We start from the raw sequence: 16,935 nt of genomic DNA on the forward strand, positions 1-16,935 counted from the left end.
AAAGCATACGAATACATAACATTTCAAATTTTAAATCTGATCAATGCAGAATTAACGGGTTAACAGAAATCTAATGAGGTTGTAAGTACGCCAGAAAATAATGGTATTAGAAGAACTGGTTTAATCGTTGGATGTTTGAAGTTTCATAGGAACATGACCAGTTCACCTGTACAAATGTAATGGAAATACATTGCATCAAAAGCCTAAAAAGCTTTGTTGCAGTATATTTTAAATTATAGTTGTGTTGTTGTTGCTGTAAATGAGATTACATATTATATATATAAATATGTATTAATGTGTGTTCAGGAATTTTTCCGGGTTGGGTATGAAATTAAGAAAAGCTTTAAAATGATCGGCGTATTTCCTTTTATCTAATTTAAAATAATAAGCTCCTTTTTTGGAGGTTTTTTTATCCTTTTCCTTTTGCTTGATCAGTAATCCTGTTGATAATATTTTACGGCTGAAATTGCGGTTGTCAAAATTGGTGTCGTATACCGCTTCATACAGGTGCTGAAGCTGCGGAATAGTAAACCTGAGCGGTAAAAGTTCAAATAAAACAGGATGTAGCGCAGCCTTATACCGCAATTGCTTTTTCGCCAGGCTTACCATCTTATCATGATCGAATATTAACGGTGGTACATCTTTGAGCATAAACCATTCCGCATGATATTCATCGCTCAGTTGCTTTTCGTATTGGAAGATATCAATTAAAGCAAAATATGCAATGGAAACCGTTCGTTCCACGGGGTCGCGGTTGGGCTCACCAAAAACCAGCAGTTGCTCCATGTACACGTTTTCTAAGCCGGTTAGTTTTTTCAATATACGGTTGGATGCATCTTCCAGTCCTTCATCGGGGCGCACAAATCCACCCATCAGGCTCCATTTGCCAATTTCGGGTTCCATTCCTCTTTGTATAAGCAGCAATTTAATGTTGCTGCCATCAAATCCAAAAATGATGCAATCAATAGCAACGAGCAAACGGGTTTCTTTATTATAACGGGATAACATTGGGTGAAGCTGACCTTTGAATGTTGAATATAAGGGCTGTAACAGTGCATGAAAATAACAATTTTTGTGGAATAGGAATACGATTTTACTTTTAGCATACCTATTGTTGGTGCAGCATCTAAAATCATTATAATGAACAACAGCTATAAAGCTTTTATTTTTGACCTGAATGGTACCATGATTGATGATATGGCTTTTCATGTAAAAGCCTGGTATCATTTATTGAATGATGAACTGGGGGCCGGCTTAAATGAGGAAGAAGTAAAAGTGCAGATGTACGGAAAGAACAGTGAAGTGATGGGCCGTATATTCGGTAAAGGTCATTTTTCAGTGGAGGAAGCGGATCGTTTATCGCTTGAGAAAGAAAAAAGATACCAGCAGGCGTACCTGCCACATCTGAAGCTTATAAAAGGATTGGATGGGTTCCTGGAAGCTGCACGGCAAAAGCATATCCCGATGGCTATTGGCTCCGCAGCAATACCTTTTAATATTAATTTTGTTTTAGATAACCTGCATCTCCGGCATTATTTTTCCGCTATCGTAAGCGCCGATGATGTGAGCATGAGCAAGCCGCATCCCGAAACTTATCTGAAAGCTGCGGCACTGTTAGATGTGCCACCGGAACAATGTATAGTTTTTGAAGACGCTCCTAAAGGCGTTGAAGCAGCCTTACATGCAGGTATGCAGTCTGTAGCGCTCACTACGATGCATGATAAGGAAGATTTTTCCGCATACGGCAATATATTGTTTTTTGTACAAGACTATACGGATGCGGCTTTGAAAACATTTATAAGATAATAGTTAATGATCTTCCCGGAGGCCGGTATTTAAACCCATTGGTAACCTTTACCCCGCGTTGTTGCATGAAGTGGAAAATGGTGCGTTAAAATAAAGTGTCAAAAAAACATTTTTATATTAAATTTTAATTACTTTTAACATCAGTTAATAGGTGAAGTCATATTATTTATATATGAATTTCTCTTTTTTCCGGATTTTAAAACATCTGGTATTTTATTTTAGTAACAAACGATTGTATTTCTTAACTCCAAAACTGAATGTTATATGAACACTTTCCTCTTACTATTATCCCCATAGCTTTTGTTCATACGGATTTCTGCCATTTAATTTAGATAGTAAGGATGATTAAATGAGCAAGATCCAGTTGATCCTAAACAAGCTATTATTGTGATCTGAACATTTCAATATTAAGACCTCAAACAAAAATCAAAACATGATGCAAAATTTTCTGCTTCAGAAAGTAAGGCATGCTGTTGCACTAACGATGGCTTTGCTTTTTATTAGTGCCGGCGGCTTTGCACAAGCTATTGCTGTTAAAGGTAAAGTTACCAACGACCAGGCTGAACCAATAGCGAATGCCAGCGTTATCATAAAGGGTACAACTACAGGTGTTACTACCGGCGAAGACGGGGCGTTTAGTATTAATGCACCCAACAGCAGGGCGGTACTGGTTATTTCAGCTATTGGGTTTCAAACACAGGAAAGAACAGTAGGCAATCAAACTAACTTTGAAGTGGTATTAGTTCCCGGAGAAGCAAGCGAGTTAGATGCCGTAGTGGTGGTAGGATATGGTACGCAAAAAAAGGTTACGGTTACGGGAGCTGTTGCCCAGGTTAAGGGTACCGAATTGCAGAGATCACCTGCCGTAAACCTTTCTAACTCATTGGTTGGTCGATTGCCGGGTATCAGTGCTGTGCAGAGTAGTGGTGAGCCGGGATATGATGGTTCACGTATCCGTATTCGCGGTACAAATACTTTAGGAAATAGTGATGCATTGATCGTAATTGATGGCGTGCCGGAGCGTAGTGGAGGCTTAGAACGTTTAAACCCAAATGATATAGAAAGTGTATCTGTTTTAAAAGACGCTTCTGCTGCAATTTATGGCGCCCGTGCTGCGAATGGCGTTATACTAATTACCACAAAGCACGGTAAAACCGGTAAGCCACTACTGTCTTACGACTTTAATTATGGATTGGCACAGGCAACTGTTATACCTAAATTGGCAGATGCTGTACAATATGCGCAAATGGCAAATGAGCTTGTGATATGGAAAGATTTGGCTGAAAACCCTGAACAGTGGAGTGCTGCATGGAATGCATTTAAGCAAACCGGAAGCTATACCCGTACAGATGGCGGAACGCCAAACCCGGTAAATGCTACGTACAAACCAGCGGATATGGAAAAATTCGCAGATGGTTCTGATCCCTGGGGACACCCTAATACAGATTGGTTTGGAGCAGTATTAAAAAACTGGTCTCCCCAGATAAGGCATAACCTGCAGTTGAGTGGGGGATCCGAAAATGTTAGATACCTCGCCTCGCTTGGTTATAATGACCAGGATGGGTATTATAAAAACTCGGCTACCGGGTATAAGCAATACGATATGCGCCTGAATTTGGACGCAAAAATTAATAAATACATAAATGTGCAGATAGGGCTTACAGCGCGTGAAGAATACCGCTTTTTCCCAACCAAAGGTGCTGGTGCTATTTTTAGGATGTTAATGCGTGGCAAACCAACCGAACAGGCAATTTGGCCAAATGGAATGCCCGGCCCTGATATTGAAAACGGTGAAAATCCGGTAGTGATCACAACCAACTTAACCGGTTACGACAGAGATAAAAGAGATTATTTTCAAACCAATGGTAAGGTCGAAATATTGATCCCTGGCGTGGAAGGGTTGAAGCTAACGGGTATGGCTGCTGTTGATAAATATATTTACCGTGGTAAAAGATGGGAAACACCCTGGTCGCTCTACAATTGGGATAATGCTAGTTACGAAGATGATGGGGTAACACCTAAACTTAGCAAGGTTGTGCGTTCCACCTTCACTGATCCCAGGTTAAGAACTGCAGACGAAAACAGGTTAAACCTTTTATTGGGTGCTTTGTTGAATTATGACCGTACAATTAAAGATGATCATACAATTAATGTATTGGTGGGTATAAACCGGGAAACAATACAGGATGACTATTTCAGCGCATTCCGCAGGTATTTTATCTCCACCGCGGTGGATCAGATGTTTGCGGGAGGCGATGCAGAAAAAGACAATAACGGCGGTGCTTATGAACGTGCCCGTTTAAGTTATTTTGGACGTGTAGGGTATAACTTCAAGGAAAAATATCTTGCCGAATTTGTTTGGCGTTATGATGGTTCCTATATTTTCCCGGAAGACTCCCGTTTTGGATTTTTCCCCGGGGTATTGGTAGGATGGAATATTTCTGATGAAAACTTTTTTAGAAATAATGTGCCTTTCATCAACTATCTTAAATTAAGGGGTTCTTATGGACAAATGGGTAATGATCAGGTGTATTTTAACGGCGCATTACAGGAGTACCAATACCTCTCTACCTATGGATTTAATAGCTATATTATTGATAGAAATTTATCTAAAACTTTGTTTGAACGCAGGGTGCCTAATCCCGACTTTACCTGGGAGGTAGCCAATAACAGCAATATCGGGTTAGAAGGTAGTGCATTGGACAGAAGATTGAGTTTTGAGTTTGAATATTTTATAAATAAGCGCAATCAGATTCTTATTCAGAAACAGGGTTCTACGCCGGCGAGTGCTGGTATTGGATCATTATTGCCTCCTGTTAATCTTGGAAAGTTGAGTAATAAAGGCTGGGAATTTAAATTAGGCTATTCTGACCAAATAGGTGATTTCCGGTTCAGTGTAGGGGTAAACGGTGGTTATGCAAAAAATAAAATTGATTTCTGGGATGAAATACCTGGGGCCCCCGACTGGCAAAAATCTACCGGAGCTTCTTTCGGCAGTAGTGGTGTAAACTACCTGGCCTATGAATACGATGGCGTATTTATTGACCAGGCAGACATAGATAAAAATACGCTGGATTACAGCGCGCTTGTGGGTACGCTTCGCCCTGGGGATATGAAGTATAAAGATATTGACGGCAATAATAAAATTGATCAGGACGACAGAACAAGGTTAAAGAAGAACAGAGATCCTATGTTTACCGGAGGCGCTTCTATTAACCTGCAGTATAAAGACTTTGATCTTTCTATTCTTTTCCAGGGAGCTACCGGTGGTTTATTATTCATTGGAACAGAGTCCGGCAGTATTGGTAACTACCTTGAATATTCATACAAGAACCGTTGGAGCATAGAAAATCCGAGCAGCGTACACCCCCGAAGTGCAAACAGAGGCGATCAATACTATTCTGGTCTTAATACCTATTGGTTGAGGAGCAGTGATTATCTCCGTTTAAAAAATATTGAGCTGGGCTACAACCTGTCAGCTAAATTAACAGAGAAAGTGGGCATTAATAATTTCCGTGTATATATTAACGCGCTTAATCTGCTGACTTTCGACAAAATGAAAATATATGATCCCGAATCAACCAGTAGCAGTGGACAGTATTACCCGCAGGCAAGAATTATTAACGGTGGTTTTCGTGTAACCTTTTAAAACGAATCATAATGAGTAATATGATAAAGAATATTTCAATAATCATTTTTATAGCAGGGGGTATTGCCCTGGCTTCCTGCAACAAAGATTTTTTGAATACCAAACCATTAGGTGAAGTATCTTCAGAAGATGTTTGGAAGGATGGTCCGCTTTCCGAGGCCTTTGTTACCGGGGTGTACAGCCGGCTGGGCATGGGTGGGTTTGATGAACAGATGCTTTCTTCCTTAACAGATGAATCTGTTTTTACCCACCCGGGGCGGGGTATTGATATTGTAAATGAAGGGGTATTAAATCCATCAAATTTAGGATGGACGAATGGTACTTATGAATGGGGAAGCATGTTCAGTGGTATTCGCAGCGCTAATGTGGCCTTAACAAACCTCGCAACAGCTACATTTGATAACAGGGATTTAAATGATCGTTTGCGGGGAGAATCTTATTTTTTGAGAGCGTATTATTCCCAGCAACTGCTTCGTTTTTATGGCGCTTTCCCGATTATTGAAAAACCTTACGGGTTAGATGAAGATTATACTATTGCAAGAAATACTTTTGAAGAATGCGTGAATTTTATTGTAGATGATTGTGATAGTGCGATTTTTCTTTTAAAGGGTAAGGATTTGCCACGGGGCCGTGCTTCCCAACTCGCAGCAATGGCCTTAAAGTCGCGTGTGTTGTTATATGCGGCGAGCGACCTGTATGATATACCTACTGCCAAATCCAAATCTTCGGTTTTAGCGGCATATTCAAATCCGGAGCTAATTGGATATACAAGTGGAGACCGTATTACCAGGTGGACAGCAGCCAGGGATGCGGCAAAAGCTGTTATTGATGAAGGCACAGGATATAAACTTGATTTGTCTGCACCTGTTTCTTTTGCCGAAGCAAAGAAAAATTACATCTCAATGGCAATGGGCGGAGGAAGTAAAGACGCTAATGTAGATGCAGCAGCCGAAGTTGAATTAATCTTTGAAAGAGGATATACCGCAGATAAAGATGAATACGCAGGACAGTATGTTGGACTTGCAAACGGGCCTAATGGTTATCACAATTGGGCGGGTAACACACCTATTCAGCAAATGGTAGATGATTATGAAATGATGGATGGAACTAAGTTTAACTGGAGTAATCCTGCCCATGCAACATCTCCTTATACTGACAGGGAGCCGCGTTTTTATGCCACTATTTTGTATGATGGCGCAGATTGGAAGCCCCGTGATAAAATTTCCGGTAATGTTGACCCGGCAAACCAGGTGCAAACAGGTCAGTACCAGGTAGGTAGTGGAAATATATTTGGCTTGGATACCAGGCAGTCATCTATTGAAGACTGGAATGGTAGCTGGACAGGTTATTATATGCGGAAATTTACGGATCCTGATCCTGTAGTAGTAGACAATTATGTTCGGCAATCTATTCCCTGGCCATTTTTTAGATATACCGAAGCTGTATTTAATTATATAGAAGCCTGTATAGAACTGGGAGAAGAACCCGAAGCAAGGGACTGGTTGAATAAAATTCGTTACAGGGCCGGTATGTCGGCTATTACAGAAAGTGGGTCTGCATTGCGTGATCGCTACAGAAACGAGCGCAGAATTGAAATGGCATATGAAGAGCAACGTTATTTTGATGCCAGGCGCTGGATGGTAGCTCCGGCCACTTTAGGTAGAAAGAATGTTTTTATTAGCGTTAAAGGCACCCTTAAACCGGGGCAAACCGCTCCCTCACCTTACCGGAAGGACGAAACAAGATATAACTATACGTATACTCCGTTTGTTGATATTGGACTGGAAGACCGCCAGTGGTTAGATAAAATGTATTTCAGGCCTTTAAGCCGCGATGAAGTGAATAGAAATAATAAACTGGTTCAAAATCCCGGCTACGAATAGTTGTTTATTTAAACTTTGATATTGCTTATCTTTAAGTCTATGCTGGCCAGAAGCCGGCATAGATTTTTTAAGCACATCCCTCATCTCAAATTCTTGTACCGTGCTGCGATTTAATATACTGCTCGTAATAGCGTATGGAGCATTAAGTGTTTGTAGTTGCGCTTCACCGGAAAATAAAAAAAAGGGTGAAGTGAAGAACACCGATCCCCTGTTTGTGTTGTTACCGCCCGAGCGCACCAATATTCATTTTAACAATACGCTTAAAGAAAACCTCAACCTCAATGTTTTAATGTATGAATATATATACAACGGTGGAGGTGTGGCGGCAGGTGATATGAATGGCGATGGCTTACAGGATATTTATTTTTCCGGGAATACGGCAGAAAATAAATTGTACCTCAACAGGGGTAATATGCAGTTTGAAGACATTACGGCAAAGGCAGGCGTTGGTGGCAGAGCAGGACCCTGGAAAACCGGCGTAACAATAGCTGATATAAACGGAGACGGGCTGCCGGATATATATGCCTGCTATTCCGGAAAACTGCCTGCCGAAAAGCGGTTGAACCAGTTATTCATCAACCAGGGAAATGATAAAGCCGGCATACCGGTTTTTGCCGAACAGGCGGCGCAATATGGCCTGGCCGATTCTTCTTTCAGCACCCAGGGTTACTTTTTTGATTACGATAAAGACGGCGACCTGGATATGTTGCTGCTTAATCATAACCCCAGTTCATTGCCGGTTTTGGATGAGGTAGCCACAGCCCATGTATTGCAACAACCCGATCCGGAAATAGGCATAAAGTTATTCAGGAACGATAAAAATGTATTCAGGGATATTACACCGGCATCAAAAATAAACAGCTCGGCCTTAACCTACGGACTGGGGGCTGCCATTGCCGATATTAACGGTGATGGATGGCAGGATATTTATATCTGCAACGACTATAGCGTGCCAGATTACCTGTATATAAATAATCAGAACGGCACTTTTACCGATGTAAAGCAAACCGCGCTGGGACATACCACACACTTTGGCATGGGCAACGATATCAGTGACATTAATAATGACGCCTACCCCGATATCATATCGCTCGACATGCTGCCCGAAGATAACCACCGGCAAAAGATGCTGGTGTCGCCTGATAATTACGAAAAATTTGAGCTTATGTTACGCAGCGGGTTTTATTATCAGTATATGCGCAACATGCTGCAAATAAACAACGGCAACGGCACATTCAGCGAAACAGGGCAGTTATCGGGCATTTCCAATTCCGACTGGAGCTGGGCGCCGCTTGTTGCCGATTTTGATAACGACGGATGGAAGGATATGTATGTAACGAATGGCTATATGAGAGACTACACCGATATGGATTTTATAAAGTATATGAACGATTATATGCAGCATAATAGGGGCGACATCAGGCGGCAGAATGTGCTCGATCTTGTGCATCAAATCCCATCTTCGGATGTGATTAACTATATGTACCGCAACAATGGCGATCTTACTTTCAGCAATGTAAGTGCCGAATGGGGATTTGATATACCATCCAATAGTAACGGCGGCGTATATGCCGACCTCGATAACGATGGTGCGCTGGACCTGGTTATCAGCAACATCAATAAGCCCGCGTTTATTTATCATAACCAGTCGGCAAAAAAAACAGCGCATCATTTTCTGCAGGTTGCCCTGGAGGGCGCGGCTCAAAATACCCAGGGGCTGGGAGCAAAGGTTACCATCTTTAGTAAAGGGAAAATACAATATGCGGAACAGATGCCCGCAAGAGGCTACCAGTCGTCTGTTACGCCTGTGTTGCATTTTGGGTTAGGCGATGCCGCTAATGCAGACTCCATCAGGGTGGTATGGCTGAGCGGCCGGCAGCAGGTGATCCATAACGTAAAAGCAGATCAACAGATTATTGTAAAGGAAAAGGATGCTTTTTCTGCTTTCCGCATACCAACAAAGGAAGAGCCATTGTTTAAAGAAATTAAATCACCTGTTGTCTTTACGCATGCGCAGAATACCGTTAACGATTTTAAACGGCAACCTTTGATGGTCAATCCAATGTCTTTCTTTGGTCCCTGCCTGGTTAAAGGGGATGTGAATGGCGACGGGCTGGAAGATGTATTTGCCGGGGGCGCCACAGGGCAGGCAGGTGCATTATATATACAGCAAAAAGGCAGGCAGTTTATTATGCAGCCGGAACCGGCTTTTGAAGCAGATAAGGCGAGTGAAGATGCGGATGCTGCTTTTTTTGATGCCAACGGCGATGGATTTATTGACCTCTACGTTGCCAGCGGAGGATATCACAGCTTTGCCCCGAACGATACACGGCTGCAGGACAGGCTATACCTCAATGATGGCAAAGGAAACTTCAAAAGGGCGGAAGATGCCCTGCCGCTAATGTATGCCAGTAAAAGTTGTGTGCGCATAGCCGATATAAATGGCGATGGATACCCGGACGCCTTCGTAGGAGGCAGGGTAATTCCCGGCCGTTACCCCGAAACGCCGGAGAGCTATATCCTGATCAATGATGGCAAAGGACGTTTCACCGATCAAATAAAAAATGTGGCTCCTGCATTGCAACATGCGGGCATGATAACGGATGCGGCCTGGACAGATATGAACGGCGACGGCAAACAGGATCTGATTGTTTCGGGAGAATGGATGCCGCTGATGGTATTTGTAAATAATAACGGGAAGCTGGAAAACAGAACCGGTGATTATTTTGAGAAGCCATACTATGGATGGTGGAACAAATTACTGGTAACAGATATGAATGGCGATGGAAAGCCCGATCTTATTGCGGGTAACCACGGATTAAATACCCAGTGCCGCGTAAGCGAAAAAGAACCGGCGGAAATGTATTATAAGGATTTTGACGAGAACGGATCCGTTGATCCCATACTATGTTTTTATATACAGAACAAAAGCTATCCTTATGTTACAAGAGATGAACTGCTGGATCAGATCAGCACCATGCGAACCCGGTATACCAGTTATAAATCCTTCGCCGATCAAACCCTTACCGATATTTTCACTGCCGGCGAGCTGAAAGGTGCGGGTCATTTAAAAGCGGATTGTTTAAGCTCTGCCTATTTTGAAATGGGAACTGATGGTAAGTTTCATGGCAAACCGCTGCCTTTGCCTGCACAAATATCGACGGTATTTACGATAACCGCTCTTGATTATGATAACGATGGGAAGCAGGATATACTGTTAGGTGGAAATATTAACCAGGCCCGTTTGCGGTTTGGTAAGTATGATGCCAGCTTTGGCGTGCTGCTGAAAGGAGATGGCAAAGGGAGCTTTGAGTATGTGCCGCAATGGCAATCCGGATTTCGGTTATGGGGCGACGTTAGAAGCGTATTGCAGGTTAATGATACCTGGTTATTTGGTGTCAATCAAAATGAAATAAAAGCGTATAAGTTAAGGGAGTGAGGGGTAAGGGATAAAGAGAAGGGAATAATTGGTAAGTGTTAAGTAGTAAGGAGGTATCGGTGCTGACAACCGACCACTAACCACTAACTATTTACTACTTACCACTCTAACCCACCCACCACTGTAAATGCTTCAACCTGTAGCATCTTATTGTTTAAGCAAACGTTTGTATATCTGTTTTTACATAATAATTTGTACTTTAGAACTTTCCTCAGTAAAATTTTTCATCAAGCAATATGAAGTCAAAACAAAAAAACTCAAGGCGCCTGTTCCTGAAAAACTCAATAGGCGCCTTAGCCGCATTTACAATTGTTCCCCGTCATGTGCTGGGAGGCTCCGGCTATCTGGCACCCAGCGATACGCTTACCAAAGCCGTAATAGGCGTGGGTGGAATGGGCCGCGGCCATTTTGAATATGCGGGCACTAAAACGGTAGCTGTTTGCGATGTAGATACCCGCCACATTCAATTGGCCTTAGATGCATTGGGTGGCGGTAAAGGCGTAAAAACTTTCAGGGATTACCGCGAGCTGATTACATTGCCGGAAGTGGATATTGTACATATTGCCACGCCCCCCCACTGGCATGGTATTATTGCTGCCGATGCAGCCCGTGCAGGAAAAGACATCTGGTGCGAAAAGCCCATGACCCGTACCATTGGCGAAGGCAAGCGCCTTGTTGAAGCCGTGCAGCAGCATGGCCGAATCTTCAGGCTGAATACCTGGTTCCGGTTTTCCGATAATTTTTATGGCATGGGCACTACGGTGAAACCTATTAAGAAATTAGTGGAAAGCGGGTTGCTGGGCTGGCCGTTAAAAGTTACGGTGAGCAGGCATACAGGCTTCGACTGGAAATTTTACTGGGTAGGCAAAACGCACCTGGAACCGGAATCTGTTCCCAAAGAGCTGGATTATAACATGTGGCTGGGCCCGGCACCTTTTAAGCCATATAGTGCACATCGGGTACATACTACCTTCCGCGGCTACTGGGATTATGACGGCGGCGGGCTGGGCGATATGGGGCAGCATTATATAGATCCCGTTCAGTATTTCCTGGGCAAAGATGATACCAGCCCGGTATCGGTAGAAGTGGATGCCCCGCAGCAGCATGATGACGCGGTGGGAACCTGGAGAAAAATTACCTATACTTACGAAGATGGTTGCCAGATTATACTTGACGGCGCAGGTACGGAAGAAAATGCCGCATATATTGAGGGACCGAAAGGAAAGCTATATCCCGGTTTCCGTTCCGATATACCCGACCTGGAAAGGAAATTAGCCGCGTTCCCCGATCCGTTGCCCCAGGTAACCGATTTTGTGGATGCGGTAAAGAACCGGAAAAAATTCGCGTTGAATGAAGCCAATGGGCACCGTTCCGCTACAATAGTGAATTTAGGTAAAATAGCACTGCAGTTGGGCCGCTCTTTGAAATTCGACCCTGTGAAACAGGAGTTTATTAATGATGAAGGCGCCAACCGTTTGCTTAACCCTCCTTTGCGGGAGCCCTGGTTTATGTAAATAAAAGCTGATGGCGTGCGTAAGCAGCGCTCACCAAACAGCTTTAGAAAGCATATCAAAACGGTTCAACCTTTTTTCTGAACAACTGCCATGACGAGGCAGGCATTACAATATATTAAACAAGACAATTTTCATTTACATGCGACAAATATTAATCACGTTTCTTTTTTGCTTTACCGTGCTGCAAATGGCTGCCGCGCAAACCGATGATAACCGTACGGTTACTACCAAAATAGCCGATCTGCTGGCCAAAACGCCGGCAGATGACGCAGATCAGCTCAACGCCAACGTCGAAGCGGTGGCTAAGTTGGGAGAAGCCGGGCTGGCAGAGCTGGTTACCCGTTTAAATACAGCGGGAGATCATACCAAACTGCATTACGCCATTAATGGTTTTTCCTTTTCTGCCAGCCAGCCGGGTAAAGAAAGCTGGCGTGCAATGGCTGTAAAGGCATACGGGCAGGCGCTTGAAAAACTATCGGATAAGGAGGCGCAACTGTTCATCATTACACAACTTGAGCATGTGGGCAAGGATGATGCGGTAGTTTTTTTGAAAAACTACCTGCATGATGAAAGACTTTCCGACGCGGCGTCGCGGGCATTAGCCGCCATTCATACCGAAGCATCCAATAACGCATTATTGCAGGCCCTGCCAGGCGCTACCGGCAACGCGCAGTTGTCGCTTGTGCAGGCGCTGGGAGATACCCGGTTTTCAGCAGCGGTTCCCCAGGTTACTGCCCTGGCCAAAAGCAGCGATCCCAACTTAACCAAAGTGGCTTTATATGCATTAGCACGTATTGCCGACCCGTCTTCCTTAAAGCTGCTCCATACTGCTGCCGCTAAAAGCGGCTACAGCTACGATGTAACAGATGCCACATCCGCCTATCTTTTATATCTTAATCAACTGGCCGTAACCGGGCAGGCCCAGGCAGCCGAAAAAGCAGCAAACACTTTGTTGAAAAAAGCTTCCGGGCAGGTACATACCCGCACGGCGGCATTAAAATTATTAACGGATATACAGGGCGAAAACAGCGTGGGTTTGCTAACCAAAGCCATGAAAGATAAAAATGCGGAGTACCGCGAAGCCGCGCTGAAATATGCCCGGCCTTATCTTACTGAGGCCAATTCCGCACAATGGATAACAACGTTCAATAAAGCAGATAATAGCGCAAAGGCTGGAATACTTAACATGTTTGGTGATAAAGCCATGCCCACAGCTTTGCCCCTGGCGCTCCAGTCGCTGCAAAGCGGCGATGTGGGTGTACGCCTGGCTGCTGTTACCGCCGCGGCAAAAATTGGTCAGCAGGAAGTTATACCCGCTTTGCTGAATATGTTAAAAAATGGCAACGCAGAAGAAATAGCAACGGTTAAAACCGCGTTGCTGTCGGTTAAAGGTGATAAGCTGGTGCCCGCTGTAAGTGAAGCGCTGGAAACGGCATCGCCTGCCGGTAAAGCCGCGTTAATAGAAATTTTGGGAGAAAAAGGCGCCCGTGGAAAAGCAAAAGATGTGCTGGCATTTGTTAACGATCCTAACCCCGCGGTGAGTCAGTCGGCACGCACGGCTTTAAAAAACATGGTTTCTCCTGTTCAGTTGCCCCAGTTAACAGAGCTGTTGCTATCTGCAAAAAGCCCCAGTGATATAACAGATATGCAGGGGTTACTGGTTTCGGCATTAAGCATGATGAAGAACCCGGACCAGGCAAGCGCCGTAATTATAGCCAGGGAAAAAAGCGCGCCGGCCGAAAAGAAATCACTTTTCTATAATGTTTTGGCCGGCATTGGCGGCAAAAAAGGGCTGAATACCGTACTGGATGCTTTTGCGGGAGGCAATGCTCAAACCAAAGGAGCAGTGATAGCTGCGCTTTCCAACTGGAAGGGCGGACTGGCTACCACGCAATTGTACCAGGTACTTCAGCGGGAGGGTAAGGGAACTGCTGCTCCCGAAGCGGTAGAGGGCTTTATTAAGCAGATCAGCATTTCTGATCATACCGGTGATCAAAAATTGATTTTACTGCGTAATGCCATGGATTTTGCCGGCACTGCAGATCAAAAAAAGAAAATACTGGGTCAGGTAGGAAAATGCAACACATTTCCTGCCTTATTATATGCAGGCACTTTTTTAGATGATCCTGCCCTGCAGCGACAGGCCGGGAACGCGGTAGTAGATATCGCTTTAGCCAACAAAGGTATTTATGGAGACAATGTGAGGGCCTTGCTGGAGAAAACCATACAGATAATGGGTAACGGAAATGAAAGCCAGTACCTGAAGGAGGCCATTCAAAAGCACATAGCGGCCATGCCACAGGGCAAAGGGTTTGTTCCTTTATTTAACGGAAGGGATCTTACAGGATGGAAGGGATTGGTTGCCGACCCCGTTAAACGCACGAAAATGGATGCTGCAACCTTAGCAAAGGAACAGGCGAAAGCAGATGAGATCATGCGTACGGGATGGGTTGTAGAAGACGGGCTGCTTGTTTTTACAGGAAAAGGAGAGAACCTGTGTACGGAGAAGCAGTATGGTGACTTTGAGATGTATGTTGACTGGAAGATAACCAAAGACGGTGATGCCGGTTTATACCTGCGAGGAACGCCCCAGGTGCAGATTTGGGATACTTCAAGAGTAGATGTAGGCGCCCAGGTAGGTTCCGGCGGCTTGTATAACAATCAAAAAAACGAGAGCAAGCCTTCCAAACTGGCCGATAATGCTATTGGCGACTGGAATACTTTTCATATTACCATGGTGGGCGACCAGGTTACGGTTTACCTGAACGGGCAATTAGTGGTAGATAAAGTGCCGCTTGAAAACTACTGGGATCGCAACCTGCCAATTTTCCCCGAAGAGCAGATAGAACTGCAGGCGCATGGCACTTATGTGGCATACAGGGATATTTACCTGCGTGAAATTCCCCGCCCCCGGCCTTATGTGCTTACTGCGGATGAGCAAAAAGAAGGATACAAAATATTATTCGATGGCACCGCCCTGCACGAGTGGGTGGGCAATAAAACCTCCTATATCATTGAAGATGGTAATATAGCCGTGTATCCCAAAAGAGGCGGAAACGGTAACCTGTATACCAAAGACGAGTACAGCGATTTCATTTACCGTTTTGAGTTTAAGCTCACCCCCGGCGCTAATAATGGCATAGGCATCCGTACGCCTTTAACCGGCGATGGCGCTTATGAAGGGATGGAAATACAGGTGCTGGATAACGAAGCCGATATTTATAAGGATTTGAAGCCTTACCAGTACCATGGTTCGGTATATGGCGTAATAGCAGCTAAACGCGGCTATTTAAAGCCGGTAGGAGAGTGGAATGAAGAGGAGATATATATTAAGGGCAATCATATAAAGGTAACCTTAAACGGTACGGTTATCCTGGATGGCGATATTGCCGAAGCCAGTAAGAATGGCACTATAGATCACCGCGATCATCCGGGACTGAAAAGAGCTACAGGACATATTGGATTTTTGGGTCATGGCGATACGTTATTTTTCCGGAATATCAGGATAAAGGATTTGGGTAAGGCAACAACCAATTCCTCTAAAGCGCAAAAGAAAAAATAAAAACAGTTTTACCTGCTTTTATGATGGCATTGCGGGTCGTTGTATAACAACGGCCCGCAATTTTTTTAAGTTGTTCCTTGTAAACCCGTTGCTGTGTACATGCAATGTAAAGCCCCTGTTGATAAGGGGTACAGCATATAATGACCGCCTGTTTTCAACACAAAGCAGAATAATTTTTTTTGAAAAAAGCGCTTCTTTTTGAAAAAAGATTTGGCGGCAAGCAAAAGCTGGCTATCTTTGCGCTCCGCTTTTGAAAAAAGCAGTAGTTCTTAAAAAATAAACGACGATTACGCATAGAAAAAGGGAAAAAAGATTTGGCGGGTTCATAAAAACCCCTACCTTTGCACCCCGTTCAAAAAAACACTAAAGATCTTCCCTGATAGTTTACCGGAATTGTGCAGAAGAAAGCAATAAAAATTTTGCTTTAGACATGGTGAGAATATAACTTTGCAGCCGATATTTTTTTGAATGTAGTTCTATGATTAGTAATATTTTATCAACCAAAAAAAGCTGAAAATTTCAGTAAAAAAATTTGGTAGAAATAATAAATCTCTTACCTTTGCAACCCGTTTAAAAACGGTCGTAAAAATACGAGATTCTAAGATCTTTGAAAGTTTGGAAGCAACAGCACTTGATTTTTTTTTAGAAATCAGGGTAAGGTAAACCAGCCACAAAATTTGATTTTTAGAGCAATCTTCAAATCTCAACATTATTTACAATGGAGAGTTTGATCCTGGCTCAGGATGAACGCTAGCGGCAGGCTTAATACATGCAAGTCGTGGGGCAGCGCAGTGTAGCAATACATGGGCGGCGACCGGCAAACGGGTGCGCAATACGTACGCAACCTTCCTTCGAGCGGGGAATAGCCCAGGGAAACTTGGATTAATACCCCATAATATAATGAAAAGGCATCTTTTTATTATTAAAGCTCCGGCACTTGAAGATGGGCGTACGGCTGATTAGGTAGTTGGCGGGGTAACGGCCCACCAAGCCTGCGATCAGTAGCTGATGTGAGAGCATGATCAGCCACACGGGCACTGAGACACGGGCCCGACTCCTACGGGAGGCAGCAGTAAGGAATA

7 protein-coding genes and 1 rRNA gene are annotated in these 16,935 nt (G+C 43.9%); 7 read left to right on the plus strand and 1 reads right to left on the minus strand.

The annotated features are described in order from the left end of the window. Window positions 1-291: 291 nt before the first annotated feature. Window positions 292-1,008, minus strand: a complete 717-nt coding sequence (locus PLE34_RS19910) for an NUDIX hydrolase (RefSeq protein WP_324559862.1) — start codon at window positions 1,006-1,008, stop codon at window positions 292-294. A gap of 132 nt (window positions 1,009-1,140) precedes the next feature. On the opposite strand from PLE34_RS19910, the gene PLE34_RS19915 reads away from it, so the two are divergent. From PLE34_RS19915 to PLE34_RS19945, 7 genes are all read left to right on the plus strand, one after another. Next, window positions 1,141-1,806, plus strand: a complete 666-nt coding sequence (locus PLE34_RS19915) for an HAD family hydrolase (RefSeq protein ID WP_324559864.1) — start codon at window positions 1,141-1,143, stop codon at window positions 1,804-1,806. A gap of 433 nt (window positions 1,807-2,239) precedes the next feature. Next, entirely contained in the window at window positions 2,240-5,455 is a 3,216-nt protein-coding gene (locus PLE34_RS19920; RefSeq protein ID WP_324559866.1) for a SusC/RagA family TonB-linked outer membrane protein, read from the plus strand. 11 nt (window positions 5,456-5,466) lie between these two features. Continuing rightward, window positions 5,467-7,338 (plus strand): RagB/SusD family nutrient uptake outer membrane protein, encoded by a 1,872-nt coding sequence (locus PLE34_RS19925; RefSeq protein ID WP_324559868.1) that lies wholly within the window; start codon window positions 5,467-5,469, stop codon window positions 7,336-7,338. Window positions 7,339-7,438: 100 nt separating this feature from the next. Next, window positions 7,439-10,777 carry a VCBS repeat-containing protein gene (locus tag PLE34_RS19930; protein ID WP_324559870.1) on the plus strand — a complete coding sequence of 1,113 codons (3,339 nt, stop codon included), beginning with the start codon at window positions 7,439-7,441 and terminating at the stop codon, window positions 10,775-10,777. A gap of 236 nt (window positions 10,778-11,013) precedes the next feature. Continuing rightward, the gene (locus tag PLE34_RS19935; protein ID WP_324559872.1) at window positions 11,014-12,291 is read left to right on the plus strand and encodes a Gfo/Idh/MocA family oxidoreductase; all 1,278 of its coding nucleotides are present in this window, start codon (window positions 11,014-11,016) and stop codon (window positions 12,289-12,291) included. A gap of 139 nt (window positions 12,292-12,430) precedes the next feature. Further along, window positions 12,431-15,853 (plus strand): 3-keto-alpha-glucoside-1,2-lyase-like domain-containing protein, encoded by a 3,423-nt coding sequence (locus PLE34_RS19940; protein ID WP_324559874.1) that lies wholly within the window; start codon window positions 12,431-12,433, stop codon window positions 15,851-15,853. A gap of 715 nt (window positions 15,854-16,568) precedes the next feature. Further along, a 16S ribosomal RNA gene (locus tag PLE34_RS19945) occupies window positions 16,569-16,935 on the plus strand; the annotation flags it as partial.

Origin of the sequence: Agriterribacter sp. (genome assembly GCF_035445465.1) — a bacterium.
Classification (GTDB): domain Bacteria; phylum Bacteroidota; class Bacteroidia; order Chitinophagales; family Chitinophagaceae; genus Agriterribacter.